At 73.8% G+C, this 26,456-nt stretch carries 24 protein-coding genes and 1 pseudogene; 13 read left to right on the top strand and 12 right to left on the bottom strand.

The genetic code is table 11. From position 1 onward, the window contains the following. Nucleotides 1-173: 173 nt before the first annotated feature. Together ACFQRF_RS05065 and ACFQRF_RS05060 are read right to left on the bottom strand one after the other, a co-directional pair. Nucleotides 174-776: a response regulator transcription factor gene (locus ACFQRF_RS05065; protein WP_379869262.1), complete on the bottom strand. Its 603-nt coding sequence runs from the start codon at nucleotides 774-776 to the stop codon at nucleotides 174-176. Nucleotides 777-796: 20 nt separating this feature from the next. Then, the gene (locus ACFQRF_RS05060; protein ID WP_379869261.1) at nucleotides 797-1,918 is read right to left on the bottom strand and encodes a sensor histidine kinase; all 1,122 of its coding nucleotides are present in this window, start codon (nucleotides 1,916-1,918) and stop codon (nucleotides 797-799) included. Nucleotides 1,919-2,570: 652 nt separating this feature from the next. Here ACFQRF_RS05060 and ACFQRF_RS05055 point away from each other — a divergent pair. Together ACFQRF_RS05055 and ACFQRF_RS05050 are read left to right on the top strand one after the other, a co-directional pair. Further along, complete coding sequence (locus ACFQRF_RS05055; protein WP_379869259.1) at nucleotides 2,571-3,311, top strand: CPBP family intramembrane glutamic endopeptidase; 741 nt, start codon at nucleotides 2,571-2,573, stop codon at nucleotides 3,309-3,311. 177 nt (nucleotides 3,312-3,488) lie between these two features. Further along, a complete protein-coding gene (locus ACFQRF_RS05050) occupies nucleotides 3,489-4,025 on the top strand; it encodes a hypothetical protein (RefSeq protein WP_379869258.1) in 537 nt (178 codons plus the stop codon). Nucleotides 4,026-4,350: 325 nt separating this feature from the next. Here ACFQRF_RS05050 and ACFQRF_RS05045 read toward each other — a convergent pair whose 3' ends face one another. Beyond that, on the bottom strand, nucleotides 4,351-4,791 hold the full coding sequence (locus tag ACFQRF_RS05045; protein WP_379869256.1) for an STAS domain-containing protein: 441 nt from the start codon (nucleotides 4,789-4,791) through the stop codon (nucleotides 4,351-4,353). A gap of 170 nt (nucleotides 4,792-4,961) precedes the next feature. On the opposite strand from ACFQRF_RS05045, the gene ACFQRF_RS05040 reads away from it, so the two are divergent. Then, nucleotides 4,962-6,389, top strand: coding sequence for a WGR domain-containing protein (locus ACFQRF_RS05040; protein ID WP_379869255.1), 1,428 nt, complete (start codon nucleotides 4,962-4,964; stop codon nucleotides 6,387-6,389). A gap of 29 nt (nucleotides 6,390-6,418) precedes the next feature. Here ACFQRF_RS05040 and ACFQRF_RS05035 read toward each other — a convergent pair whose 3' ends face one another. Continuing rightward, nucleotides 6,419-7,468 (bottom strand): zinc-dependent alcohol dehydrogenase family protein, encoded by a 1,050-nt coding sequence (locus ACFQRF_RS05035; RefSeq protein WP_379869253.1) that lies wholly within the window; start codon nucleotides 7,466-7,468, stop codon nucleotides 6,419-6,421. Nucleotides 7,469-7,618: 150 nt separating this feature from the next. On the opposite strand from ACFQRF_RS05035, the gene ACFQRF_RS05030 reads away from it, so the two are divergent. Next, nucleotides 7,619-8,080, top strand: coding sequence for a MarR family winged helix-turn-helix transcriptional regulator (locus ACFQRF_RS05030; RefSeq protein ID WP_379869252.1), 462 nt, complete (start codon nucleotides 7,619-7,621; stop codon nucleotides 8,078-8,080). Between the two features lie 143 nt (nucleotides 8,081-8,223). Further along, nucleotides 8,224-8,361, top strand: coding sequence for a hypothetical protein (locus ACFQRF_RS05025; protein WP_379869250.1), 138 nt, complete (start codon nucleotides 8,224-8,226; stop codon nucleotides 8,359-8,361). Nucleotides 8,362-8,434: 73 nt separating this feature from the next. On the opposite strand, the gene ACFQRF_RS05020 is transcribed toward ACFQRF_RS05025, so the two are convergent. Next, nucleotides 8,435-9,643 carry an MFS transporter gene (locus tag ACFQRF_RS05020; RefSeq protein WP_379869249.1) on the bottom strand — a complete coding sequence of 403 codons (1,209 nt, stop codon included), beginning with the start codon at nucleotides 9,641-9,643 and terminating at the stop codon, nucleotides 8,435-8,437. Nucleotides 9,644-9,934: 291 nt separating this feature from the next. On the opposite strand from ACFQRF_RS05020, the gene ACFQRF_RS05015 reads away from it, so the two are divergent. From ACFQRF_RS05015 to ACFQRF_RS04995, 5 genes are all read left to right on the top strand, one after another. After that, nucleotides 9,935-10,219 carry a hypothetical protein gene (locus ACFQRF_RS05015; RefSeq protein WP_379869247.1) on the top strand — a complete coding sequence of 95 codons (285 nt, stop codon included), beginning with the start codon at nucleotides 9,935-9,937 and terminating at the stop codon, nucleotides 10,217-10,219. Between the two features lie 364 nt (nucleotides 10,220-10,583). Then, nucleotides 10,584-11,801, top strand: coding sequence for a hypothetical protein (locus ACFQRF_RS05010; RefSeq protein ID WP_379869245.1), 1,218 nt, complete (start codon nucleotides 10,584-10,586; stop codon nucleotides 11,799-11,801). 367 nt (nucleotides 11,802-12,168) lie between these two features. Then, nucleotides 12,169-13,872: an ABC-F family ATP-binding cassette domain-containing protein gene (locus ACFQRF_RS05005; RefSeq protein ID WP_379869243.1), complete on the top strand. Its 1,704-nt coding sequence runs from the start codon at nucleotides 12,169-12,171 to the stop codon at nucleotides 13,870-13,872. 240 nt (nucleotides 13,873-14,112) lie between these two features. Continuing rightward, nucleotides 14,113-14,658 (top strand): CatB-related O-acetyltransferase, encoded by a 546-nt coding sequence (locus ACFQRF_RS05000; RefSeq protein ID WP_379869242.1) that lies wholly within the window; start codon nucleotides 14,113-14,115, stop codon nucleotides 14,656-14,658. Between the two features lie 988 nt (nucleotides 14,659-15,646). After that, nucleotides 15,647-16,117, top strand: a complete 471-nt coding sequence (locus tag ACFQRF_RS04995; protein WP_379869240.1) for an NUDIX hydrolase — start codon at nucleotides 15,647-15,649, stop codon at nucleotides 16,115-16,117. Nucleotides 16,118-16,257: 140 nt separating this feature from the next. Here ACFQRF_RS04995 and ACFQRF_RS04990 read toward each other — a convergent pair. Beyond that, nucleotides 16,258-16,482, bottom strand: a pseudogene (locus ACFQRF_RS04990) (serine hydrolase); the annotation flags it as partial. Between the two features lie 158 nt (nucleotides 16,483-16,640). On the opposite strand from ACFQRF_RS04990, the gene ACFQRF_RS04985 reads away from it, so the two are divergent. Then, nucleotides 16,641-17,231, top strand: a complete 591-nt coding sequence (locus tag ACFQRF_RS04985; protein WP_379869239.1) for a TetR/AcrR family transcriptional regulator — start codon at nucleotides 16,641-16,643, stop codon at nucleotides 17,229-17,231. 95 nt (nucleotides 17,232-17,326) lie between these two features. Here ACFQRF_RS04985 and ACFQRF_RS04980 read toward each other — a convergent pair whose 3' ends face one another. The 3 genes from ACFQRF_RS04980 to ACFQRF_RS04970 form a co-directional block, all read right to left on the bottom strand. Continuing rightward, nucleotides 17,327-18,460, bottom strand: coding sequence for a zinc-dependent alcohol dehydrogenase (locus ACFQRF_RS04980; protein ID WP_379869237.1), 1,134 nt, complete (start codon nucleotides 18,458-18,460; stop codon nucleotides 17,327-17,329). Between the two features lie 333 nt (nucleotides 18,461-18,793). Beyond that, nucleotides 18,794-19,594 (bottom strand): 2OG-Fe(II)-dependent halogenase WelO5 family protein, encoded by an 801-nt coding sequence (locus tag ACFQRF_RS04975; RefSeq protein ID WP_379869236.1) that lies wholly within the window; start codon nucleotides 19,592-19,594, stop codon nucleotides 18,794-18,796. Nucleotides 19,595-19,757: 163 nt separating this feature from the next. Beyond that, nucleotides 19,758-20,516 carry a metal-dependent hydrolase gene (locus tag ACFQRF_RS04970; protein ID WP_379869234.1) on the bottom strand — a complete coding sequence of 253 codons (759 nt, stop codon included), beginning with the start codon at nucleotides 20,514-20,516 and terminating at the stop codon, nucleotides 19,758-19,760. A gap of 363 nt (nucleotides 20,517-20,879) precedes the next feature. Between ACFQRF_RS04970 and ACFQRF_RS04965 the strand changes: the two genes are divergently transcribed. Next, nucleotides 20,880-21,722, top strand: coding sequence for a hypothetical protein (locus ACFQRF_RS04965; protein WP_379869233.1), 843 nt, complete (start codon nucleotides 20,880-20,882; stop codon nucleotides 21,720-21,722). A gap of 113 nt (nucleotides 21,723-21,835) precedes the next feature. On the opposite strand, the gene ACFQRF_RS04960 is transcribed toward ACFQRF_RS04965, so the two are convergent. After that, nucleotides 21,836-22,597, bottom strand: coding sequence for an N-acetyltransferase (locus tag ACFQRF_RS04960; protein WP_379869232.1), 762 nt, complete (start codon nucleotides 22,595-22,597; stop codon nucleotides 21,836-21,838). Nucleotides 22,598-22,923: 326 nt separating this feature from the next. Here ACFQRF_RS04960 and ACFQRF_RS04955 point away from each other — a divergent pair, with 326 nt between their 5' ends. Next, on the top strand, nucleotides 22,924-23,514 hold the full coding sequence (locus ACFQRF_RS04955; protein WP_379869231.1) for a peptidase inhibitor family I36 protein: 591 nt from the start codon (nucleotides 22,924-22,926) through the stop codon (nucleotides 23,512-23,514). A gap of 45 nt (nucleotides 23,515-23,559) precedes the next feature. Here ACFQRF_RS04955 and ACFQRF_RS04950 read toward each other — a convergent pair whose 3' ends face one another. Further along, nucleotides 23,560-24,711, bottom strand: a complete 1,152-nt coding sequence (locus tag ACFQRF_RS04950) for a pyroglutamyl peptidase (protein ID WP_379869230.1) — start codon at nucleotides 24,709-24,711, stop codon at nucleotides 23,560-23,562. Nucleotides 24,712-24,812: 101 nt separating this feature from the next. Further along, nucleotides 24,813-26,375, bottom strand: a complete 1,563-nt coding sequence (locus tag ACFQRF_RS04945; RefSeq protein WP_379869229.1) for an aldehyde dehydrogenase family protein — start codon at nucleotides 26,373-26,375, stop codon at nucleotides 24,813-24,815. Nucleotides 26,376-26,456 lie beyond the last annotated feature (81 nt).

The raw sequence follows: 26,456 nt of genomic DNA, 5'->3' as shown, positions 1-26,456 counted from the left end.
GGGAACAGCAGGATGAAAGCAGGTAGCGTTTTGGACACCGATCATGCTCACGGCCAGGCACGGCGGGCGCGTCCACGCGCACCGTGACGACGGGGGCACGCCCGGTGTCCCCCGGGCGCCGCGGTCCGGAAGCGCTGCGGGGGAGCGGCGTGGTGGCGGCCCACGACTCGGTGCTACAGCCAGTCGTGCTCCCGCGCGTACCGGGCCGCCTCGTGCCGGGTGCGGGTCTGGGTCTTCTGCATCGCGTTAGAGAGATAGTTGCGCACCGTGCCCGCCGCCAGGTGGAGCCGGGCGGCGATGTCGGCGACCGAGTAGCCGTCGCCGGTCGCCCGCAGCACGTCGATCTCCCGGTCGGTGAGCGGGCAGTCGTCGATGACGGCGAGTGCGGAGACGTCCGGGTCGATCCAGCGCTTGCCCGCGTGCAGTGTCGCGATGACCGAGGCGATGTGCGCCGGTTCCGCCGACTTGCTGACGAACCCCTGGACCCCGAGTTTCAGCGCCTTGCGGAGCACGCCCGGCCGGGCATGGCGGGTCACCATGAGGATCACCTGCTCCGGCCGCGCGCGGCGGATCGCCGAGACGGCGCCGAGGCCGTCCACTCCCGGCATCTCCAGATCGATGACGAGCACGTCGGGCCGGTGCCGCAGGGTGGCCTGGACGGCGGCCTCTCCGTCTCCGGCCTCGGCGAGCACGGTGATGTCCCCTTCGAGCGGGAGCAGTGACGCCAGCGCCGTGCGGAGGAGGGCCTCGTCGTCGGCGAGCACCACGGTGGTCATCGGTCGTCCCTTCCGTGTCGTCAGAGCGCGGCGTCGGAACGCCGGCGCGGGAACTCCGCGGCCGTCAGGAACCGGCCGTCCCGCTGTTCCACCGTCAGTTCGCCGCCCTCGCCCGCCACCCGTTCCCTGAGGGCGGCGAGCCCGCCGAGCCGGGGCGGCGGCTCCGCGCGCACCCCGTCGTTGACGATGGTGATACCGGACCTGGACAGCGTGATCCGCACCTCGCACGCTTCCGCGTGCCGCAGGATGTTGGTCGTCGTCTCCCGCAGGACCTGGCCGAGCAGCTCGCCCGCGCTCGGGTCCACCTCGGTCTCGCGGTCGACGCGCACCCGGATCCCCGCGGCCTCGAAGAGGTTCTTCGCGTTCTCCAGCTCGGCGGACAGGTTGAGCCGCCGCTGGGCGTAGGCGAGCTCCTTGGTCTGGGTGATGGTGTCGCTGACCAGGGCGTGCACCTCGCGCAGTTCCCGCTTCACCCGGTCGATGTCGCTGTCGACCAGCTTCTGGGCCAGCGCGACCTTCAGTTTCACCACGTGGAGGGTGTGGCCCTGGATGTCGTGCAGGTCGCTGGCGAACCGTACCCGCTCCCGGATGACGGCGAGCTCCGCTTCGCGTTCCCGTGACTCCTCCAGCTCCGTCACCATGTCGTAGAACCCCTTGTTGGGGAACATGAGGCCGGTCACCACCGCGGTGACGCTCGCGGGGATGAGGACGTAGTTCAGCAGAACTTCGGGGACGTCGCCGGGCGCGACCAGCAGCCGGGTGGCCCCCACGGCGGCGACGAAGACCGTCAGTCCCACGGCCGCCACGCCCCGGTGGCGCGGCAGCCGGGGGACGATGAGCGGGCCCACGAGGGCGATGCCGAAGAACGCCGTGCCACCGCCCACCACCAGCACTCCGAGCAGCCACACCACCGCGGTGACGGCCAGGCAGGGAAGCGCGACACGGAAGAGGCCGCCCATCGCCCACCACGAGAAGGCCACCAGCGCCGCCGCCACACCCAGGCCCAGAACGGCGGCGTGCCACCAGGTCTCGGCGTCGATCACCACCAGCAGGATGCCCACGGCGGTGTGCAGCGGGAGGTACTTGACGAGGTTGAGTCTGCCCAGCCGCCCCTGCGTCCGCTGAGCGTGGCCGGACGTCACGGGTGGCTCTCCATGTGCGGCTCTCCGGGATCGGGGACGGCGGGGTCTGCGTCCAGTATTCTCGCCGTCCGCGGCGCGCGGCAGTGACGCGGTGTCATGCGTTCACCCGCAGGAACGTCATGGCGAGGTGATGACGTGGTTGCACTGGCAGCCGAACGCGCCGACGGCTGAGATGGTCGGCATGACCGCGACACCTTGGCCGTGCGGCATCGGCGGACCCGACGCCGCCGCGGCGACTCTCCCCGCTCGGCCACCACCTCGAACCGGGACGTTCCCCGCCCATGCGGTCACGCTCCACCATCCCGAACACGTCCGCGTGCCGCGTGAGCGGACGCGCAGCGCGGTCCTCGCGGGCCGCGCCCCGGAGACGGTCCCCGCCGAGGACGTGGCCCCGGCCGTGATCGCGGCCGAAGCCGGCATTTCGACCGTTCGACCGTGTTCCCGCCGATCGAACGCCGGCCGCACCGCTCGGCGGTCACGGCGATCCACGAGCACTCCGATACCGCGCCCCCGGGATCCGCCCAGCGATCCTGGCGGCCGTCACGGCCTGCAGAACGCCCTCCCAGCCGACGCCGGCCCGCGCCCCGGACGCGTGGCCGCGTCCCGCCGGGCCACCACCGACCGAGATCACCGGAACGAGGACTCCACCACCATGCCGACCGACCACTCCGAGCACTCCGACCACCCGCATCCGCCGGCTCCGGCCGGCACCGTCTCCCCGGCACGCCCGGGCTGGCCCGAGATCGCGGCCGGCCTCATCGCCCTGGTCGCCGCCACGGCCGCCGTCCTCGTCTTCGGCCCGCCAGGGCTGGACCTGGACCCGGTCCCCTACGGACTGGTGCTGGCCGCCTGGTCCGGGGTCGCCGGCCTCACCGGCTTCGCCGCCGCCGCGCTGCTGCGCATCCGGTCCTGGGGCGCCTTCAGCGTGCGCCGCACCACCTGGCGGTGGATGCTCGCCGGGGTGGCCGGGGGCCTGGTCGCCCTGGTCGTCAAGGCCGTGTTCATCTCCGCCATCACCACCCTGACCGGGTTCGACTCCGATCCTCAGGGCATGTACTACGACGCGGCCGGCGGCGGTGTGCTGCCGCTGATCCTGACCTTCGCCTTCCTGGCCGTCCTCACCCCCATCGGGGAGGAGTTCCTCTTCCGCGGCGTCGTCACCAACGCCCTGCTGCGCTACGGACCCGTCGTCGGCGTCCTGTCCAGCTCGCTGATCTTCGCCGTCTTCCACGGCGTCAACATCATCCTGCCCGCGGCCGTCGTGGTGGGCGTCATCGCCGCGGAGATGATGCGCCGCAGCGGCTCGATCTGGCCCGCGGTGGCCGTGCACGCCGTCAACAACACCGCCCTGCCGCTGCTGGTGATGCTCACCGGATACGCCGGTCCCGGCTGAGCGGACCGGCCGGTGCCGGAGGAGCGCGGTGGGCCCGGACCCGTTCGGCGAGGTCCGGGCCCTCGCCGGAGCCGGAGGAAGTGGCCTCGCGCCACAGGGGCCGCCCGGTGGCGGCGTCCTTCATGTGCGCGCCGGCCGCGCGGCCCGGATCCGCGCGCCGCGGGTACGATCCGGCGCATGTCAGAAGCCCCGCGCCCGCGTTTTCTCGTCGTGCACGACTACGGCATGGGCGGCCTGTGGTGGTGGGTCCGGGCGAACTCGGCGCGGGAGATCCTCGACACCTGCTCCGAGGTCGAGGTGGTCACCGACCCCGAGACCGTGCGCCGCTACGCGAACGACTCCCACCTGGAGGAGTTCGACCTGGCCGCGCTGCCCCCGGACTCACCGCTGGCGAAGATGCGCGCCCAGCGGGACCGCCAGCGTGGCCGCCCCGGCTTCGGCGCGCTGGTGGGACGGGACCGCGTGTACCTGCGCATGCCCTTCGGCGACGACTCCGGCACCGTGGACTACCTGCTGGAGCTGGGGCCGGACGGCCGGTGGGTCCGCCAGGTCGAACTCGCCCCGGACGGCGGGCTGCGGATGTCGGCCGGTGATTGGCCGATCAATCCGCCGTTCGATCTGTACGATCCGGACCTCGCCGAGCTGGAGATCGCCGCCGGGGAGTTCGAGGACGCGTGGCGGCGCGCCCGGCCGGATCCCCGCGGCGGCGGATGACCACGGCGTCCCGGTCCGGGACCCCGATGGCACGCACCGGCCGGGGTGCCGCCCGTCCGTGATGGAGATGAGCCGTCCGTGGGGCGACGAGCGATGCGGGCGGTGGACGGGGCGCCGCGGCCCCGGCGCGGTGGGAGGTGGTCGGTCCCGCCGCGCGTGCGGCGGGACCGCGGAACCGAGTCAATCACCTCACGCCGCCGGCCGCCAGATCCTCCGGCCCGCTCCTGGAACGGCGATGGTCCGGATCCCGGCGAAAACCGCGAATCTATCGCATATAAGGACGCGGTCCAGAACCCATCTCATTCCCCCTCCACACCATGGCCGCTCAGGCCCCGGCCCCCGGCCCCCGCGGCACGTCGGCGGCGGGGCCGACCAGGTGGAAGCGGCCGTCCAGCCCGGTGAGCCGCAGAATCCGGGTGAGCAGCCGGTTGGGCCGGCGCAGGGTGATCCGGCCGCCGAGCCGTTCGGCGTGGTTGGCGGCGTGCACCAGCGCCGACAGCCCGGGCGCGTCGCAGAACACCACCGCGGAGACATCGACGATCAGCCGGGGGCCGTGCCGGTCGAGCGCCTGGACCAGGCCGAACGCCAGGTCGCCGGTCGTGGCGATGTCCAGCTCCCCGGAGACGAACGCGACGGCGGATCCGGACGGCGGCCGCTCCACGGTCAGCCGCATCGGCGACGGCCGCGTGGGAGGCGGCGCGTCGGGACTCTCGTGTGTCGGCCAGTGCATGGGGGGCTCGCCCTTCTCGACCCGAGACTCCAGCATGGTCCTCGCCGTGAACCCCGGCAAGGGCCGGACGGGCGGCGAGCGGGTTCCGGCCCACCCGGATGGCGGCCGCCCCGGCCGCCGCTCCGTTGCGCGCCCGCCCGGTGTCAGAGCCCGCTCCTATGCTTCCGGCCGTCGGAACACAGCGGCGAGACCTGGAAGAGGCCACCATGGCGGACGACCACACGTACCTGGAGCTCTCCGAGGAGGGCGGGGGCGCGCACAAGTTCTACGAGGTGGTGCGCGAGGGCACCCGGGTCACGGTCACCTACGGCCGCATCGGCGAGCGGGGCCAGACCAAGGTCACCGACTTCGCCACCGAGCAGCAGGCCCGCGCCGCCGCGGCCAAGAAGGTCAACGAGAAGACCCGCAAGGGGTACGCCCCGGCGGTGCGCGGCCAGCGCGTCCGCCGTCCGGTGACCCGGCGCCCCATCGTCAGCAACCGGTCCACCGCCGACCAGGCGCCCGTGCTGTGGCGGTTCGCCAGCGGAGCCGCGGCCTTCGGCATCTTCGTGGACGAGAACAGATGCTGGGTGGGCAACCAGCACGGTGACGTCTACACGCTGACCCACGGCGGCGGCGTCACCGGCCGGTTCCGGCTGCCGGACGGCGTGAAGTGCATCGTGGCCGACGACTTCTGGATCTACGCCGGCTGTGACGACGGCAAGGTGTACGACCTGAGCGGCAAGGTGCCCCGGGTCGCCTACGAGATCTCGGCCGACGTCGACATCTACTGGCTGGACATCGACGACGCGACGCTGGGCGTCTCCGACCGCAACGGCCGGATCACCACCATCGACCACGAGGACGAGTTCCAGTGGGCACGCGATGTCGAGGGCGACTCCGCCTGGATGGTGCGCTGCGACGGCGACCGGGTGTACCACGGGCACTCGCGCGGGGTGGCGTGCTACGACGCCGCCGACGGCACGCCCCGCTGGCAGACGCCCGTGTCGGGCAACGTGCTCTTCGGCTGGCAGGAGGCCGACTCCGTCTACGCGGGCACCGGGCGGGGCAGGGTGCACCGGCTGAACAAGGCCGACGGCGCGGTCACCGCCGTGTACGCGTGCGACGCCGCGGTCTTCTCCTGCGCCACGGCACCGGGCGGCCGGTACGTCTTCGCGGGCGACAACCACTCGTCGGTGTACTGCTTCGACGAGTCCGGCCGGCGGCTGTGGAAGCTCGCCACCGGATGCGGGTCGGCGTTCTCCATGCAGTTCCTCGACGACCGGCTCTACATCGTCACGACCGACGGCACCCTGGCCTGCGTGGACGCCAGCGAGGCGGCGATCCGGGCGGCACAGGAGGGGACCGTCCCTGAGCCCGTGGACGTCAAGGCCGCCGCGTCGCTGCGGCCGGTCGAGCCCTCCGGGGCCCTGGAGACGACGGCCGACACCGGCGACGGCGTCGTGGTCGAGTGCTACCAGGAGGGCGGCCGGCTGCGGGTGCGCGTGGTCAGTCCCGGATACGACTCCACGTGGCACGTGCAGTTCCCCAAGGGCGTGCGGCAGGCCGGTGCCCGTTATCTGGTCGACGGCGTGCGGCCGTCCGGCCGGGGCGGGTTCTACCGGGCGCACGGCGACATCAAGCGCTTGGTCTGACGGCGGTACGCCGCTTCGGCGCCGGGGAGTCAGGCGGTGGTGGACGGGAAGCCCCGCAGCACGGCGGCGCCGGTCACCCGGTCGGCGGCCAGGTCGGCCAGTGCGCGGTCGGCCTGGCCGAAGGGGTAGGGCGTGGTGGTGACGTCGAGGCGGTGCCGGGCGGCGACGTCGAGCAGCGCCCGGCCGTCGGCACGGGTGTTGGCGGTGACGCTGCGCAGGGTGCGCTCCTGGAAGAGGTGCCGCTGGTAGTCGAGTCCGGGGATGCCGCTGAGGTGGATGCCGGCGACCGCCAGGGTGCCGCCGCGGTCCAGCGCCGCCAGGGCCACGGGCACCAGGTCGCCGGCCGGGGCGAACAGGATGGCGGCGTCCAGCGGTTCCGGCGGGGTGGCGCGGGCGTCGCCCACCCAGTGCGCGCCGAGCCGCCGGGCGAGGTCGCGGGCCTCGGGCGCGCGGGTCATGACGTACAGCCGGGCGCCGCGCAGGAGCGCGACCTGCGCGGTGATGTGCGCGGAGGCGCCGAACCCGTAGATGCCGAGGCGGCCGCCCTCCGGCAGGTCGGCGCGCGCCAGCGCCCGGTGGCCGATGATGCCGGCGCACAGCAGCGGGGCGAGTTCCTCGGCGGGGCGGCCCTCGGGGAGCCGGTACACGTAGTCGGCCGGGGCCGTGGCGTACGGGGCGAAGCCGCCGTCGGCGTCCCAGGCCGTGTAGCGGGAGGCCGGGCAGAGGTTCTCGTCGCCGCGGCGGCAGTAGCGGCAGGTGCCGCAGGTGGCCCGCAGCCAGGCGATGCCGACCCGCGCGCCGATCGGGGGCGCCGTGCCCCCGGGCCCGTGGCCGACGACACGGCCCACCACCTCGTGCCCGGGGACGGTGCCGGGGCGGCGTGGCGGCAGGTCGCCCTCGGCCAGGTGCAGGTCGGTGCGGCAGACGGCGCACGCCTCGACCGCCACGAGCACGTCGCCGCGTCCGGGGACGGGGACCGGCTTGCGGATCATTCGCAGTGGCCGGGTGGCCATGGGACCGGGCTGCCGCACCACCCAGGCGGGCATGGTCTCGGGCAACGACGTCGGTACACCGGTCATGGTCGGGACCTCCTCGCCCTCCCCCTTCCCGGTGACGGGCGGCGGCACCCGCGAGCCGCGGCGGGAGGTGCCGGGCGGCCCGCCGGTTCTCGCCATGGACCATCCCAGGTGGGAACATATGGCCGCAGATAGTCCGATTACCATCGGAACATGACCGCGCTCCGTCCCTCCTGCGCCCCCGTGGACCTGACATGGCTGCTGACCCGGGCGGCCCGGCGCATGCGTGCCGAACTCGACACCGCCGCCCGCGAGCATGAGCTGGCCGGCATCCGCGACTGGGTCGTGCTGACCGCGCTCACCCGGTCGGAGGGGCGGACCCAGTTGCAGCTCGGCCGGGATCTCGGGGTGGACAGGACCACGCTCACGCTGCTGGTGGACCGGCTGGAGGGCGACGGTCTGGTTGTTCGGCGGCACGACCTTCGGGACCGGCGGGTCCGTATCCCGCACATCACCGACGCGGGGCGCGATCGCCAGGCCCGGGTCGCCCGGACCTGCGAGGCCGCCGAGGCGCGGCTGCTCTCCGGCTTCACGGCGCAGGAGCGGCAGGCGCTGCGGTCGCTGCTGCTCCGTCTGGCGGAGTGGCCCGAGGAGCCCGGCGAAGCGGGCCGGTGACCGCGGCCGTGCCGGGCGGCCCGGGCCGCGCGAACGGGGACCGGGTGCGCCGGCGCCGTAACCGCCCGCGATAGTCTCCCATGGCACTGTGCCGGTGCGGTCGCGGCGACGATGGAAGGCGGACTGACGACAACGTGTTACCGATGCGGCCCCGTGGCCGGGACCTCGGCGATTCGGCAAGGCGGACGTCGCGCCGTCGGCGGCGACTCGACGGGATCGCCGTCGCGGTGTGGAGCGTCGTCGGCGTGCTCGCGCTGCTCTCCTACTTCGTAGGGATGTGAGCCCGGCGGGCCGGCCCGCCGCGTGGTGCGCCGGGATCCGCGGCCGGCCGCCGCTCCCGCCCGGCCCCGCCCGTCAGGCGCGCGGTGTCGCCCGCGCCGCCCCGGCGGCGGCCAGCAGCACCGCGCAGGTGAACCACAGGGCTCCGCCGGCCCCGGCCCCGGCCGCGATCAGGCTGGCGCCGGCCGGCAGGGCCACCTGGCCGAACCGGTTGCCCATCAGCCGCAGCGCGAGCGCCGTGCTCCGTGCGGTCTCGGGGACCGCGCGCACCACCACGGTCATGGTGAGCGGCTGGCCGAGGCCGAGCAGGAAGCCCCCGGCGAGGAGGGCGGCGGCCATGACGGCGGGCCCGGCGAACGGCATCGGCACCACGGCGAGCGTCAGCGCGGCGCCCAGTGCGCTGCCCACGATCAGGACGCGCCGCGACCACTTGCGCAGCATCCACGACATGAGCAGCCGGGAGGCCACGGAGGCGGCCGCCCGCAGGCTCAGCAGGATGCCCACGGTCGCCGGGACGATGCCGCGCTGTTCGGCGATCAGTGGCAGGTAGGCGGTGAGCACGTCCACGGCGGCCAGCAGGGCGAGGCTCACGAACAGCCCGGGCGCGATCCCCGGCCGGCGCAGCAGGTCGGCCACCGGCAGCGGGGCGGCGCCGTCCTCCGCACGGGCGGCGGCGGACGTCCCGCGGCACGCCCGCCACACTCCGGCCGCCGCCGGCAGTGCCGCGAGCGCGATCGCGCCGGCGACGGCCAGCGCGGCCTGGGTGGGGCCGCGCAGTCCCGTGCCCGAGGCGTCGCCGAGCAGCAGGCCGGCCAGCGCCGGGCCCAGCAACTGGCCGATGGACGTCACGGCGGTGAACCAGCCGAAGTTGCGGTCGAGGTCCTGCTCCGCCGAGCACCGGGCGATCAGCCCCTGTCCGGCCACCATGAAGGCGAGGTGGCCGAAACCGAGCATGGTGCCGAACCCCGCGACGGTCCAGACCGATCCGGCCGTCGCGAGCAGCAGCGCGGACAGCCCGAGCAGCGTCGCCCCGACGGTCAGTACCAGTGGCGAGCGCCCTGAACGGTCGGTGATCCGGCCCAGGGGGACGGCGGTCACCACCGAGAGCAACGCGTAGCACGCGGTGATCATGCCGATCGCCAGTGCCCCGCCCCCGAGGGAGATGGTCTGGTAGGACATCAGCGGGCGGGTCAGGTTCAGGCTGGTCTGCGTCAGGATCACCGTGACGAGCAGCCAGACGAGCCAGCCGCGCCCGGGCCGTGCCGGCGCTCTGCCGCCGCTCACCGGCCGGCCGTCGCGGCGCCGGGACGCGGGGCGGTCGCGGGACGCCGTCCTGTCGGATCATCCTGCGTCCGCACGAAGCCGCCTCCTCCGGGCCGTCCATTGATCCACATCGACAACCGGGGATCGTACTCCGGGCCCCGCACCGCCCGGTCACCGGGGGCGACGTGCCCCCACCGCCCGAATATTTCACGGCTTCGCGGCCGGGGCGCCGGTCATCCGGGGTTCTCGCCGGGGCCCGGACGGCAACGGCGCGGGCCGGCGGCGAAGGCCAGGCGCCAGGGAGCGACACCGGTGACGGCCGGCCCGGCGCCGAGCCACAGCGCGGCCCGCGGCCCGAAACCGCCGATGACCGGCCCGCCGCCCGAGGACCCGATGACGACGCCGGGGGTGATGAACGACGAGTGGACGGTCGACCGGCGGCCCGGCGTTGCCCGCGTGCCGGACACGCGTGACCATCGCGGGGTTCACGGTGACGCGCCCGGCCCGATGCCCATCATGAGGACCACCGTCGGCGCGGGCCGGTCGCCGCCGTCGAGATTTCGCGTTCTGATCGCGGACGGCCCGTGGTTCGGGTAGCCTCGGAACTCCGATCAGGGTCGTCGGCGGTACCGATGACACCAGCGGATCTCATCTTCCTCGCCCGGGGGCTTGGCCGTACCTCGCCCACCAGCGCTGTCCCGCACGTCTTTCGCGCCGCGCTGGTCAGCATGCGCGGTCGCCGGTTCTCGGAAGGCTCCGTATGTCCGGTCAGCATTCCCCGATCACTGTGCCCACCGGTTTCTACTGCGAACACAACCAGACCCGGAGCAGGATCTACGCCCTCGTCTCCGGCTCTCGCGGACCACAGGTTCTCAAGGCAGTACTGACCTGCAGCGACCCTGTTCTCGCCCAACGCACGGCCGACGTTCTGCGAGCCGCCTGGTTGGACGGAGAGGATTCCATGGTCCGGGCCGAAGCCGAACGCGTCCACGCTCTGCTGCCGAGCGCCCCAGCGGCATCCTTCCAGGAGGCTGTCGGGCACGCATTCGCCGGCCACTTCCCCGATCCCGCCCCGGTGTGCGCGAGCCCGAGCGTGGCGGACTCCGGTATCGATGACGACAGAGAAGGCGACCAGGCTCCCACCGCCGTCCGCGCTGTCGGCCCTCCCGACGACGCGCGGCTCGCGGATCTCCCCGGCAAGCTCGTGCGGGTCACCAGTGTCGTCGAGCTCCACGTCCACGAACCGCACCGGCTCCTCGCCGCGGCGCGCGCGACCGGTTGGACGCCGCTACGTGGCGAGGACGATCAGGATCCGGATGATCTCGTCGGCGCTGCGATGGCCCTCGCCGGTCCGGCCATGGTCCCCGGCGCCGACGATGTCGGTAACGAGATGAGCGGGGAACTGCTCCGTCCCGAGTCGGGAGACGAACTCATGGATTGGAGTGCCACCCCCATCACCGCGGAGTTCTACTCCGGACTGCGCCTGCGGCGGTCTCCGGAACCTCTCCACCCACGGGAAACACGCTTTGGGACGATGCCCGACTTCGCGAAGACCTTCCCCGTCGTGAATTGTGAGTGTGAGGAGGACGAATGTCCCACGTGTGAGTCCTGGACGCTCAGCCCCCGAACCGCTGACGTCCTTCATCACGCCCTGGCCACGATGGCTGATTTCGCCTACGACGACATCCAGAACAGTGGTGGCGAGCCTGTTACCGACATCGCTGACGGGAACTGGATGTTCTTCGACCGCCTCCCGGTGGTCACGTGGCAGCAGTCGGTGTCCTGGCGGCGGCAGGTGGCGAGGGCCTGCGATGACCTCGCGGCGGACTTGGCGGCAGGCCGGTGGCCCCGCCCCCGTAGTGTCGCGGAGGAGTGTGTGCTCTACCTCGCGCTCGTGGAAGAGGCCGAGGCGGTCCTGGAGGAGAAAGAGGACCTCGACGACGAGGACCACGCGGAGCTGCCGACCCATCGGGACGACTATGACTGGAACGCCTGCCTCGAATCGCTCTTCCAGGACACGGATATAGCGCTGCTCTACGATCCGGATATGGACGGCTTGCTCGACCCCGGCTCCGAAATGAACCGCGTGTTCGGGATCGCCGACATGCGGCCGGCAGAATGGTTCACACCGTTCAAGAATGTTGAGCCCCGTGATCCTGAGCGAGGATTCCGGCGCTGACCCCCGCGCTGGTAACGACCTCGCCGCGCATCGAACCTCGGGCGCTGCCTGGTGTCTCGACCACACCAGGCGGCGCCCGGTTTCTCGCTGGGGCCTCCGTTGTCCTCCCACGTCCGCCGCGCCGGAAAAAGAACTTGCACGTTCGGGCCGGCCCGCCCTAGCCTCGGGTCCGTGCTGAAGTGACATCGAACCGGTCCGCGTCCGAGGCGGCTCCCCGAAACCAGGGTCGAGCCAGGTGCCCGGCGGGCCCGCACCCGTTCATCCAGGGTGTGGCCTCGATGTCCCGCCGGTTGCGGCGTTCGGCACCTTCGCAGGGTTCCCCGCGGCATTGGGGCCACTCCCGTCAAACGACAGGAGATGGCCGAACTTGCAGGCATTCCAATCGTCCGGCGGCACCGGGGGCGGCACCCCGGGCGGTGCCGGTTCCGCGCCGTTGCTGCGTGCCCGGGACCTGGTCAAGGGGTACGGCGGGACGCCGGTGCTCGACGGGGTCTCGCTCGACGTCGCGCCGGGGCAGCGGCTGGGCCTGGTCGGTGAGAACGGCGTCGGGAAGTCCACACTGCTGCGGCTGCTGGCCGGAGTGGAGGAGGCCGACGGCGGCGCGATCGAGCGGCCTTCCGACGTGGGCTTCGGGCGGCAGGAGCTGCCCTACCCGCCGCACATGACGCTGGGCGAGGTCGTGGAGCAGGCGCTTGACGGCATGCGGGCGATCGAGCGGCGGCTCGCCGAACAGGCCGAGGCGCTGCGCCTCCGGCCGGAGGATCCCGTGGTGCTGCGCGACTATGGCGAGACACTGGAGCTGGCCGAGGCGCACGACGTCTGGGACGCCGACCGGCGGGCCGAGATGGCGCTGGCCGGGCTCGGGATCGCCGGGGTCGCGGCGGACCGCCCGCTCTCGGCGATGTCGGGTGGCGAGCGCACCCGGCTCGGTCTGGCGGCGCTGCTGATCCGCCGGCCCCGCGCGCTGCTGCTGGACGAGCCGACCAACCACCTGGACGACGACGCCGTCGCCTTCCTGGAGGACCGGCTGCGCGCGCTGCCCGGGGTCGTCGTGCTCGCCAGCCACGACCGCGTCTTCCTCGACGAGGTGTGCACGGGCATCCTCGACCTGGACCCCGCCCAGGACGGCCCCACCTACTACGGTGGCGCCTACCGCCACTATCTGCGGGAGAAGGCCGCGCACCGGGCGCGCTGGGAACAGCGGCACCAGGCCGAGCAGGGCGAACTCCGGCGGCTGCGCGAATCGGTGCGCAGCACGGCGCGCCAGATCAACCACGCCCGGCCGATCCGCGACGGCAACAAGATGGCCTACGGCATGCGCGGGGACGCCGTCCAGCAGCAGATCTCCCGCCGGATCCGCAACGTCCGGCGCCGGCTGGACGAGCTGGAGCGCGACCAGGTGCGCAAGCCCCCGGCGCCGCTGCGGTTCGCCGGCGACCTCACCGGCGGCGCTTCGGCCGACGGCAACGTGCTGATGGCGCGGGGCATCGAGGTGCCCGGGCGGCTGGTGCTCGACGCGCTCGACGTCCCCGCCGACGGCCGCCTCCTGGTGACCGGCGCCAACGGGGCCGGCAAGTCCACGCTGCTCGCGGTGCTGGCCCGCCGGCTGGAGCCGGCCGCCGGCACGGTGCAGTGGCGCCACGGCAGCACCGTCGCCTTCCTGGAACAGGACGTCACGTTCCGCCGCCCGGAACTGACACCGCGGCAACTGTACGCGGCGCTGACGGCCGAGCGCCCCGAGGCGCCCCGGCTCACCGACCTCGGGCTGGTGGCGCCGCGGGACCTCGACCGCCCGGTCGGGGTGCTGAGCGTCGGGCAGCGGCGCCGGCTCGCCCTGGCGCTGCTGGTGGGCAACTCGCCGCACGTCCTGCTGCTGGACGAGCCGACCAACCATCTCTCGCTCGCCCTGGCCGAAGAACTGGAGGAGGCGCTCGGCACCGCGCCCGGCGCCGTCATCGTGGCCAGCCACGATCGGTGGCTGCGCCGGGGCTGGACCGGCGCGCGGCTGCGGCTCGCCGACGGCCGCGTGGTCCCCGGCGAACCGGCCGCGGCGCCGGAGGGCGAGCGGTGACCGCCCGCATCGCGACCGGGCGGCGCGGACCCGGTGCCGCCCGCCGCCCCGACCCGTCCCCGACCCTGCGAGGAGCCGCCGCCATGACCGCACCCGACCCGATGAACCCCTTCCCCCTGGCCGAGGGCGAGCGGCGGTGTATGTTCCTGCGCCCTCTCGTCACCTCCGGCCGGATCGAGGTGGGGGAGTAACACCTACTACGACGCCGGGGAGGACACCGCCGGATTCGAGGAGACCCGCGTGCTGTACGCGTTCGGGCCGGAGCGGCTGGTCATCGGCCGGTTCTGCTCCATCGCGGCCGGCGTGCGCTTCGTGATGCCCGGCGCCAACCACATGTCCTCCGGCCCGTCCGCCTACCCGTTCACGATCTTCCCCGGCGCGTGGCGGGAGGCGACGATGGAGGTCTTCCTGGCCGGCCGCCCGGGCAAGGGCGACACGGTGGTGGGCAACGACGTGTGGTTCGGCCGCGACGTCACCGTCATGCCGGGTGTGCGGATCGGGGACGGCGCGATCATCGCCACGGGGGCGGTGGTCACCCGCGACGTCGAGCCGTACACCGTCGTCGGCGGCAACCCGGCCGCCGTGGTGCGCCGGCGCTTCGGCGACACCGATGTCCGCCGCCTGCTGGCGGCCGCGTGGTGGGACTGGCCGGTGGAGGTGATCACCCGGCACGCCGCGACGCTGATGGCGGGCGACGTCGCCGAGATCGAGCGCGTGGCCGCGGAGGAGGCCGGTTCCGGCGCGGAGCGGGCGCCCGAGGCGGGGGTGGACCGGGCCCGGAGGTGACTCGCGGAACGTTCCGCGATCTTTTACCCGCTCACCCGTAGCAGTCGCGTGACCTGTGGCTTACCGTTGGTTTACGTGCTCTGCTGGGTGTTGGGGGATGCCCGGCAGAGCACGTCAGGCCATCCCCGGCAGCCGCGCGTCCCTGCCCGCCCCTTCTCTCCTGGCGGGCAGGGACGCGCGCTGATGTCCGGGGTCGGCCGGGCCGACGCCGGCCGGCTCACCCACCGGACGGCCCGCGCCGCTTCCGCCGGACGCGACGGCCGAGAACCCCTCCGCACCAGGTGCGGAGGCGGGGCGATGGGGAGCAGCGCGCTGATGGCGAGCCGCGGCCCGGCACGGTGGCGCTCGCCCCTTCCAGTTCTGGCGGCCCCGCCACCGCCCTGGTCCCGTCCGCGGCCGCTCCCGGGCGTTCCCACCGGGCCGGGGCGTTTCCGGCGGAGCCGCCGCCGGGCAGCGGATGGCGCACCGCCCGCAGGCGACCGACGCGGTGGGCGCTCCAGTGCGTCCAGGTGCCGGTCGGTGCCGCGCTGTTCGGAGACGGCGCGGCTGCCCTGGGACAGGTTGGAGCGGGGCGCGATCATCCCTCCGCGGCGGGTGGGTGGTGGTCGGCGATGTCGAGGGTGTGCGCGGCGCGGGTGACCTGTTCTCGTGTCACCGGTGCCGCCGCCGTACCTGGTCCCAGCGTTGCGCCATACGAGTCCGGCCATGATGGTGCGATTGCGCAACGCGCTCAGGCTCGCGCGTGCGATGACTTCGGGGTTGAGAAAGGTGTGCGCCACGGTGCGGCACTCCTTCAGCGACATCGTGAGCGGATGTCTCCGCGCGCACCTGGCGTCGCGATGGAATGCCGCGCCGGGTAGCAAATGACACGATACGAGATTAGAGGTAAGAAAAAACCGCAAATTAGAGCATAATTCCTATGAAGCTAAGATTCCTTCAAGTAGTGCGAAGGGTCTTATTGCGGGGCCTGGGGTAGAGAGGAACGAGGATGAGTTTCCGGCTGGCCGCGTACGCCGTCTGCGTTGAGGACGGCCGCGTGCTGCTCGCCCGCTACATACCACCGAGCGGCGAGCCCCTCTGGACTCTCCCGGGCGGCCGGGTGGAGCACGCCGAGGATCCACTAGATGCGGTGATTCGCGAGGTCGCTGAGGAGACCGGCTGCGATGCCGCGGTCGAACGCCTGCTGGGCGTGGACTCAAGGGTCATCCCCGCTGCTGAGCGCAACGTCCCCGGACCGGAGCATCACAACGTTGGCATCTTCTACAGAATCCGCATCCTCGGCGGCCAACTCCGGCCTGAGCCGAACGGTCGAACCGACGAGCCGACCTGGACTCCGATCCCCGACGTTGCCGGCCTTCGCCGATCGTCGCTGGTCGACATTGGCATCACCCTGTCGCTGACCCTCCCAGCGACCGGCCACGTCGCTCCAGTGTCCGTCGGCGGTCTGATCCAGCACTGAGGTTGGTTTCCTCGCAATGATTCACGTCGTCGCGCTGTGGTGGTGTACCGGGGCATTTCGACGGCGGCCCCTGTTTTGGCCTCATAGCGGAGACCGTGCAGCCGGGGGGACGCGGGCAGCCCTATCCCGGTCGGGGCGGGAAAGACCGTGTCGGCCGGAGGCAGTGGCCGGATGATTCGCCGGTTCATCTGCGCTCGAAGGCTTCGGCCACCGGCGGCTTCTACCAGCAGCCCCACGACGACGAATCCCGTGTTGGAGTAAGCCACGTCGGTTCCGGGGGTGCGGAGAAGCGGTTGGTCCGCCCCGGCCGGCGCGGGCCGGCGGAGACCCTGCTGCGCAGCCTGACCTACCGGCGGGCGACCCACCGACGCGCGGTCGCGGCCGGCTCTGGGCGAGCGGAGGGGTGACGGAACCCTGCCCGCCCCGGGCGCCGCGCCGGCGTGACCGCCGTCGGACACGGCGGCCCCGACACCGCCGGTCGCGGTAGCCTGTGGCACCTGTCACCTGACGGAGGGAGCCGACCGTGGGGGAGCGGAGTCCCGGTGCCCGCGAGCGCATCGTCGCGGGGGCGGCGGACATGATCCGGCGCCGCGGCCTGGCCGCCACGTCCGTCCGTGAACTGGCGGCGCACGCCGGTACCCCGCTCGGGTCGACCTACCACTACTTTCCGGGTGGCAAGCAGCAGCTGGCGGCCGAGGCGGTGCGGTACGCGGGCGACCGCGTGGGCGCGGTGCTGGCCCGCGAGCTGGCGGCGGGCCCGGTCGCGGGGCTGCGCGCGTTCCTCGGCATGTGGCGGCGGACCATGCTCGACAGCGACTTCCGGGCCGGCTGCCCGGTGCTGGCCGTGGCGGTCGAGGAGCCGGCGGATGAGGCCGGCTCCGCGGCCGTCGCCGCCGCGGCCGAGGTGTTCACCGCCTGGGAGACCGTGCTCGCGCGGTCCCTGCGCGAGCACGGTGCCGAGCCCGGCCGGGCGGCGCGGCTGGCGGCGCTGGCCGTCGCCGCGGTGGAGGGCGCGGTGGCGGTGTGCCGCGCCAGGCGTGACATCGGTGCCCTGGACGACACCGCGGTGGAACTGGAGGCGCTGCTGCGCGCCGCGACCGCTGCTGAGCGGTGAGGCCGCCGGGTACGGCCGTACCCGGCGGCGTCGCGGGTGCGCCGCCACCGTTCCGCGGCGGGACGCGGATCGGCGCGTGGCCCGCCCCCGGGACGTCAGGTGAGGGGTTCCGGGAGGGCGAGCGGGTCGCGTTGGAGCACCACCTTGGTGGTGCGGGCGGCGTAGGCGCGGGGCGCGTCGTCCCAGTCGGCGGTGAGCGTGGTGACGCGTTCGGCCGGGAATCCGGTGCGGGCGACGAAGTCCAGCAGCTCGGGCAGCACCGCGCGCGGGTGCGACACCCCGAGGCGGAGCGTCGCGTCCGTCGTGTACATGCGCATGAGCGGTACCCGGGTGCCCGTGGCGACGTAGTACCCGACGGCGGTGCACACGCCGCCCGGCGCCATGGCGCGCACGGCCGTCCGCAGGCCGCGCGCCCGTGACGTCGCCTCCACGACCACGTCGTATCCCGCGCCGCCGAGGCGGTCGGTTCCGCCGGTGAGCGGCCGGGCCCGCGCGCCGAACGATTCGGCGATGCGGCGGCGCCGGGGGTTGTCGTCGAGGTAGTCGACCGTCGTGGCGCCGTGCGCGGCGGCCAGCCCGGCCGCGTACAGGCCGATGCTCTTGGCGCCGCCGCCCAGGATGAGCACGGATGCGGCGTCCCGCTCGGCGAGGGGCGCGACCACGCCGCGCCAGGCGTCGGCGAGGTTGTCGCTGGCCGCCGCCACCCGCAGCGCGGGCACGCCGGCCGGCACTTCGACGAGCATGTGGTCGGCGAAGGGGACCCGGAAGGTGTCGGCGACCATGCCACCCCAGGGCCCGCTGGCCGGGCCGAACCCGAACGCGGCCAGCGGGCCTTGGGGGGTGGTGGCGCACTTGGACGTCAGCCCGCGGCGGCACCGGTCGCAGGTCCCGCAGGAGACCGCCCAGGGCACGACGACCGTCTGTCCCACCTGGACGTGGCGCACGCCCGGCCCCACCTCGACCACCTGGGCGACGCACTCGTGGCCGATCGCGAACGGTCCCCGGAACGGGACCGGGCCGCAGACGCACGCCACGACGGGGTCGATGACGCCGAGGGCGATGCCGGCCTGCATCGCGCGCGAGACGCGCCGGTGGATCGGCAGGGTGTCGCCGTCGCAGCGTCCGGCCACGAAGGGGCGCACGATCGCGTCGCCGGGATCCTGGATCTCCGGGGCGTCGCGCTCGGCCCACGTCAGCAGGCCGCTGCGCTGGAACCGCAGCTCACGCATCGTCTTGTTCACCTTCCAGGCGTCGGCGGGCCCGCGTGTCGCGCGGGCGGGGGCGGGGCCGCGTGCGGCGGCCCGGCGGCCACCGTATTATGACAGTCGTTATAACACCAGGGTGTGCGCCGCCGAGGTCCGGAGCAGGCGGCGGGCTCGGATGCCGGATGACCATGGGATGCGGCGGAGCCCCGGCACGGTCGGGGCGCGGCCGGCGGGTCCGACCACCGGCCGCATCGACCTGACACAGAGCGGTCCGGACCTCGCGGGCCGGCGGTGCGAGAAAGGAGGCGGGGCGTCAGCCGGTGGCCGCCGTCCGGTCCTCCGGCCCGGCCGCCCGCCTCACGACCACGCGATGAGCCGGCCGGTGGTGGTGAGGCCGAGGAAGAACGCGAACGCGATGCGGCGCCCGCCCGGGTTGGGCTCGACCGCGTGGAAGTTCGCCGGGTTGAAGAGCAGCGCGTCGCCGAGCCGGGGGACGAGGCTCACCCGCTGGCAGTGCCCGACCACTTCGGGCCGGTATCCGTAGGCGTCGCGGTGGTGCTCGTCCACGGGGTCCCAGCGGTGCCGCCACACGGTGGTGGCGCCGCCGGTCTCCGGGACGGCGACCCAGAGGTTGAAGGCCAGTTGCGCGACGACGTCCTGGTCGAACAGCCCGTGCGGGAACTCGCGGTTGATGTCGTCGTAGTGGATGAGGGCCCCGGTGTTGATCTCCCGTAGCGTGCCGCCGAAGACGGGGCGGCCCGCGATGGTGGCCGGGGCGACGGGGGCGCTCCACGCGGCACCGATCCGGTCGAGGGCGAAGGCGACCGGGTCCGGCCGCATCCCGGCGCGCCGCCAGGCGGTGGCGGCCGTCTCGGCGGCCGGCCAGTAGCGGCCGGTGTCCAGGCCGCCGTCGGCGGTCCGGTAGTCGTTGAGCGCCGGGCCGAACCGCACGACGTGGCCGGGGACCCGGGCGGGGTCGTAGTGGGAGGTGGGCAGGCGCGCCATTCCGTCCAGCGTGGCCGCGCAGGCGCCGGGGCCGAGGAACTCCGCGACGCGGACCGCGGCGACCGTGCCCGCCGTGAGGTTGGCGACGTGGCGGTCGGTGAAGGCGGCGGCCTCCACGGCGGTGAACAGCGGGTCGAGAGCCGTCCGGAGCACGTCGCCTCCCCATGGCGCGGATCGCGGATACGTCGGGATGCGCCGGGCGGACCGGCTGGCTCAATCCTGACCGCGGCCGGAGCGCCGCCGCCACATGGCCGGGGCCAATTCCGTTTCAAATCCGCGCCTCGGACCGGCGCGGCCGGCCGTCCGGTCCATCCGCTCAGGCGGCGAGCGTCAGCAGTGCCACCGGGACCGTGCCCGCCAGGCACGCCCAGCGCACGGCCCGCTCCTGCCATCCGTCGCCGGTGGCGAAGGTGAGCGGCGCCCGGACCATCCACCAGCGCCGTCCGCGGTGGACCACCGGCCACAGCAGCGGCACTCCGGCCCGGGTGAGCGCGTCGCCCAGCACGTGCACCACCATTCCGGCGGCGACCAGCACGCCGGTGAACGGCGCCGAGACGCCGCCCCAGACGAGCAGCGCGGCCGTCCCGGCGGCGAGCGCGGAGACGGCGGGCCACGAGCGCAGCGTCCGCCGCGTCTCGCCCCGGCCGAGGCACTGGCCCAGCCCGCGCAGGCCGAGGCTCACCGTGAACCACAGAACCGCCGCGAGCAGCGGCCACCACAGGCCCGACACCGCGACGGCCGCCCCCACGGCGAGCGCCACGAGCGGGGTGTGGGACAGGTGCCGGTGCACGCCGTCACGGTCATGGCCGCCGAGATCGGCGCCGGTACGGGTCCTGAGGAACACGGCACGCGACGCCCGGGCGACGCCGGCGTGCGCGAGCCGCGTCAGCGGGCCCTGGGATCGGGTGGCGGTGCTCTGCGGATGGTCCAGGTCCGGAAGCAGCGCCGCGCCGGCGCCCACGAGCACGCCTGCCGCGAGATCGAACAGCCCGCCGTCGCTGACGGCGGGGGCGAGCAGCGCCGCCGCCCCGGCGCCGGCCAGGGCGCCGGAGGCGGCGTGCGATGAACCCATCATGGGGGGACCTCCTGGGGGGAAGGCCGCAGGACGCGGGCAGGAGACGGCGGGGGGGGGGGAGCGGGCGGTCGACGGGGACGGGACTCGTGGCGGCGCCGCCACGATCCGTGGCGGACGGAGGGCAGGCGGAACGCGGCATCCCCCGTTACAGGGCATGTCACCGCGACTTTACCCAGCCGAGGCCGGATCGTCCCGGAAAGCGGGACAATCCATCACACTGTGTGAGATGGTGGCGGCCTTTACCGTGTCGGGCCTGCGCCGGATGCCGATACGATCGGCCAGGCGCCGGACAGGCCGCGGGCCCTCCGGGGACACGACGCGGCGCGCCACCCCCCGATCACGGTGATCCGCGCTGGAGGCCCGATGTGCCCGGCTTCTTCCCCCTCGCCCGACCCCGACCGGGCACTCTACGACGCGCGGATCCAGCGGTTCCGGACGGCCGTCCACGAGGCCGGGCACGCCATGGCGGCCATGCTCGCCCGGGTGGCGGTGGAGTCCATGCGCATCAACACCCCGGAGAACCCTTACCACGACGAGGACAGCGGCGAGTACGAATTCACGGGCGGTCACACCCGGCTGGCCTTCTCCCTCGACGGCGGCCTGACGATGGCGGACTTCCTCTACGTCAGCCCGCTGGACGACTACACGCTCGACGTGGGACCGGCCGTGCTGTGGCGGGACGAGGTCACCCTCAACGCCGCCGGAGAGTGGGCCGAGCTGCGCTGGCTGCGCCAGGAGGGCCTGTGGACCCGCGCCGTCGACGTCGACGTCTCGTTGGACGCGCGCAACGACCACGACAAGATCATCGCGACCCTGGCGGACCTGGACCCGCCGTTGCGGTTCGTCACGGTCCGCAGCGACGGCCCCGGAGTTCTGGACCTGCCGACCGTCCACACCTGGGTCGCGCAACGGCTGAGCCCGCACTGGGACCGGCTGCTGGAGCTGGCCGGCGCGCTGGACCGGGCCGGCACCCTGAACGCGGCGCGGATCGCCGCCGCGAGCGGGGTGCGCAACCCCTACCTCGACTACGAGGCGAACCGGCGGGCGGCGCGCCGCACCGGCGCGCCGTACTCGCTGTCCGCGGCGGTCGCCGACGCGGCCGGCCGGCCGAAAAGCCCACGGCCGGACGCGGCGGGGCGGCTCCACCCCGCCGCCCCCGATCCGCGCGCGGCCCTGACACGCCGGGCCCCCGGCCGCGCCGGCTGAGGACGGCCGGAAGCGGCCGGGGCCGTGGAGAGACCGGCTACGGAGAGACGGCTACGGAGCCGCCGTGCCTCGCGAAATCGTGACGTGCGGCCCCGGACGGGCTCGCCGGGCGCTCAGAGCTTGTGCCGCATCCACACGTTCGGCTCCACGTACACCGCGTGGTCGTGCTCGACGCTGACCTGCACGGGCACCAGCGCGGCCGGAACCTCCGCCGGACCCGAGGCGTCGAACGGCAGCCCGGTCCAGTTCCGCCACTGCGCGAGAGTGCCCGGCACCGTCATCGACAGCGGGCAGACCCCCTCGATCACGGCGCCGAGGCGGGCGTGCACCCGGATCCACGGGTCGATGGGCAGGCCGTCGTCCCGGCACCAGTAGGCGTACTCGGTCATCGGCACTTGCGGGTGCCGGTGCTTGCCGTTGGGACGCACCGGGGCGACCAGGGTGTCGAACCCGAGCCGGCGGCAGTTCTCGCGCAGCGCCGCCACCATGTGCCGCGACCAGCCCCGTCCGAGCTGGTCGCGGGCGACGGTGATCTCCAGCGCGGAGACGGTGTCCGGCTCGGCGCCGGAGCGCAGGTCGGCCGCCGCCCAGCGCACCACCTGGTCCCAGCCCGTGTCGGGCAGCGGCTCCGGCCCGCCGTCGCCGCGCGCCAGCTGGAACGGGATGCTCGTCGCACGCGCGACGAGCCGGTCCGGCTCGTCCGGATCGAAAGCGACCAGCAGGTATTCGCTGAAGTCCTCCAGATGCTCACGGAAGGTCCGCACGGCGGGGTCGGCTCCCATGAAGGTGGGCCAGATCCCGTCGAGCTCGTGGAACCGCGGAAACAGATCCGGACGCTCCGCTAAGGACATGACAATGGGGGTTTTGTCAGGCATGGCGGGAGTTTGGCATAACCACCCGTGCCGGAAACGCGGCGGGAGTACGGTTTCGGACGATCTCGCGACTGACCTCCGTCTTTCGGGGATTGCCGAATTCCGCGCCGCCGATCCTGACGCGACGTGCTCGGCACCCTAACGTGTACGACGCCGGCCCCCCTGAGCGGAACGCTTCGACGGGCGGACCGGCCTCCGTACTTCTCCCCGGGCCCCGTTCGCGGCGGGCCCCGAATGTGTGACGAACCCCGGCCCCCGGCATCGGGCGCCGGAGAAACCGTGTGCCGACCGGGCGACCACCGCGCCCGTTCCCAGCTGAGGAGTCAGACATGCGCAGGAGCCACCAGTTCGCCGCGGTCACCGCCGCGGCGATCACGCTGGCGACGGGGCTGCCGACCTCCGCCGCCGCCGAGACGACGCGCGCGTCGTCGCCGGCCGGTGACGGCACCGGCGTCATCGCCACCTACAACGGCGAACGGATCGACCTGGCCGACGGCTGGGACGGCGCCACCGTGTGCGCCGAGTTCGGGCCGTCCGACGTCCGCTGCTTCGACGACGACGCCGCATACCGGGAGGCCACGGGGCTCGGCCCGGCCCACTCCGAAATCGGGACGCGCGACCTCTACGACTGCCCAGCGGGCTGGGTGTGCATCTGGGACAACCGCGCCTACGCGGGCCGGCGGCTGCAGTGGAGCGCGCCCGGTACCAAGAACCTCGCCGACTGGGACTTCCGCGACCGCGCCAACAGCGCCGCGAACCGGCGCGTGCAGTACGGCGCCGCGCTGATCGACGTGCGCACCCTGCAGCCCGACCGCACGCTGCTCGTCGGCGCGGGCGTGGGGCTGGGGGACCTCGGCGCGCTGAGCTACCCGGGCGGTGGGAACTGGAACAACAAGGCCGACCGGGTGGAGATCTACTAGCGGACCGGCCGGACCGGCCGGAACCGCCCCGGTGCGGGCCGAAGGCTACTTCTCGTCCGGCCGTGTCCCGTACTCCAGCGCCGCCGCCACAATGGCCCGGGTCTGGGCGACGATCGCCGTGCGGGTGTCCTCGAACTCCGGATCGGTGACGGCGCCGGTGTTCCCCGCCGCGAAGGCGAGGACCGGCGTGTGCACGTGCCCGGCCGCGACCGGGCGGCCGGTGGCGTCACGCAGCAGGGTGTTGCGGTAGGCGATCTCGTTGGACAGGTAGTCGCCGCCGCCACCCGCGCGGGCCGTGGAGCCGGGCGTGGGCCCGTCGGGCCGGACCACCGGCTCGCCGCCCCCGGCGGGGATCTCGGTCACCTCGGTGTTGCCACGCACCGGATAGCGGCCGGTGCCGGCGGCGGCGATCTCGGCGTAGGGCAGGGTGGTCGTGGTCCACTGCGGTTGCGGACGCGGCGCCGGCACCTCCGGGGAGACCGGGACCTGGCCCTCGGCGGCGCGGCCGTCGTTGTCGGTGCCGCCGCCCCGCCACGCGCCGTTGTACACCTCCAGGTCGAACGACCCGGGGCGGCCCTGGCTGACGGTGACCACCGCGTCGGCGGGACCGGCCTCCGCCGTGTAGTGCGGCAGCAGAGCACGCTCCACCATGCCGTCGGTGAAGTCGCGCCAGCGCACCGGGAAGAGCGCGGCGCGCAGGACGGCGCGGCGGCCGTGCACGGTCAGGTCGGTGCCGTGCAGGGTGATGGCGGCCACGCCCGAGGGGTTGGACCGGCGGATGTCGGCGTCCAGCCCGAACGGGTCGAAGCCGGTGACGATGACGCGCAGCAGCCCGTCGTCCGGGGGGAAGACGAGGTCGTCGTGGCCGCGCGAGGCGTGTTCGAGGCGGGCGAGCAGGTCGGCGCGGTCGGCGTCGGGCAGCGGGAACGCCGGCCGCCACGCGCGCAGCCGGGCGGTGAGGGTGAGGCGCGCCCAGTAGAGGGGACGGTCGTCGGCGGGGTCGCCGCGCACGGCCTCGCCCCAGAGCCGCCGTCCGTGCGAGGAGACGACCTGGCGGGCCTGGCCGAGGTCGGCGGCGTCGTCGAGGTCGGCCGCGAACAGCGGGAGCGCCGCGGCGAACCCGGACCGGCGCAGGAGCGCCTGTGGCACCTCCAGGTCGGCGCGGGCCTCTTCGACGGTCCGGGTGGGTCTGCTCACGTCGTCCTCTCACGCTGCCGGGGGTTGCGGCAACCGTACCGGCTCGCGGGGACGCGTCGGGCCCGCCAGGGCGGCGGTGACGCCGCCCTGGGAGGCGGCCGTCAGCCGAGCCGGAAGCCGAGGTCGGCGTCGATGGCCAGGACGTCCATCTGCGCCTTCTGCAGCCGGCCGGAGTAGTCCCAGTTCATGGACTGCCAGCGGGTGAACTGGTCGAGGACCCAGACGCCGGAGAGCCGGCCGCCGTTGCCGGAGCGGCCGTTGCCGCCGAAGGGAAGGTGGGCTTCGGCACCCGAGGTGGAGTTGTTCACGCTGACCATTCCCGCGCCGATGCCCGTGCGGAAGGCGTACACCTTGGCCGGATCGCGGGTGTAGATGGCGCTGGACAGTCCGTATCCGGGGAGGTTGGCGAGTTCGACGGCCTCGTCCAGGGTCCGGTACGGAGTGACGCCGATGATGGGGCCGAAGGTCTCCTCGGTGAAGATCGTGTCCGTGGGGCGGACGTTGTCGAGGATGACGGGGTGGTAGAAGAGGCCGGCGTCGGGGTCGCCGACGAAACCGGCGCGCGGCGCGGCCGCGGTGACGCGCCCGGTGGCGGTGGAGCCGAGGACACGGTGGTGGTCCTGGATCCAGCCGAGGTAGCCCTCGTAGCGTTCGGCGAAGCGGTCGCTGATCATGGGGCCGTAGAGCACGTCGGCGGTGGGGTCGCCGATGGGCGCGGCGGCGGTGGCCTCGGCGAGCAGGCCGACGAAGCGTTCGTGGACCGACTCGTGCACGATCGCGGTGCCCAGGGAGGTGCAGCGCTGGCCGGCGGTGCCGAAGCCGGAGAACAGCGCGCCCTCGACGGCGAGGTCGAGGTCGGCGTCCTCGGTGACGACCATCGGGTTCTTGCCGCCCAGTTCCAGGCACGGGGTCTGCAGGTGCCGCCCGCAGAGCTCGCCGATCCGGGCGCCGACCGCGCTGGAGCCGGTGAAGCCGACCTTGTCCACCAGCCGCTCGGCGAGGGCGCTCTCCAGTCCGGTGAACGTGTCCTCGCCGTCGGCGTAGAGGAGGTTGAGGACGCCGTGCGGGATGCCGGCGCGGACGAAGAGCCGGTACAGGTCCCAGGCGCAGGCGGCGGAGTACTCCGCTGGTTTCCAGACGACGGCGTTGCCGGCGAGCAGGGCGGGGACGATGTACCAGGCGGGCACGGCGACCGGGAAGTTGCCGGCGGTGATGACCGCGGCCACCCCCACCGGGTTGCGGAAGGTGTAGAGCTGCTTGTCGGGCATCTCGGAGGGGACGGTCTGGCCGTAGAGGCGGCGCCCCTCGCCGCGGAAGAACTCGCAGGTGTCGATGATCTCCTGCACCTCGCCGCGGGCCTCGGCGAGGGGTTTGCCGATGTCACGGGTGACGGAGCGCGCCAGGGCCTCCTTGTTGGCGGCCACCAGTTCGCCGATGTTGGCGACGACCTGCCCGCGGATGGGCGCGGGGACCCGCGCCCATTCGGCCTGCGCGGCCTTGGCGGCACGGCAGGCGGCGACCACGTCACCGGGGCCGGCGAGGCTGACCCGCGCGACGACGTCGGCGGTGCGGGCGGGGTTGGTGGAGGAGTACGGCCGTTCGGAGGGCGGCAGCGGCTTCCCGGCGATGACCGAGCTCAGGTCGGGGGGCGCGGTGACTGTCACAGGTGCTCCATTGCTGTCGGACAGACGGGCGGCCCGGCGGCGGTGGCCGGGGTCAGGCCGGGATGTAACCGCGCGGGGGTG

The organism is Marinactinospora rubrisoli (genome assembly GCF_042664915.1).
GTDB classification, from domain to species: domain Bacteria; phylum Actinomycetota; class Actinomycetes; order Streptosporangiales; family Streptosporangiaceae; genus Marinitenerispora; species Marinitenerispora rubrisoli.
Note: the sequence above shows the minus strand (reverse complement) of the source record. Positions and strands in the feature narration are given on the sequence as shown.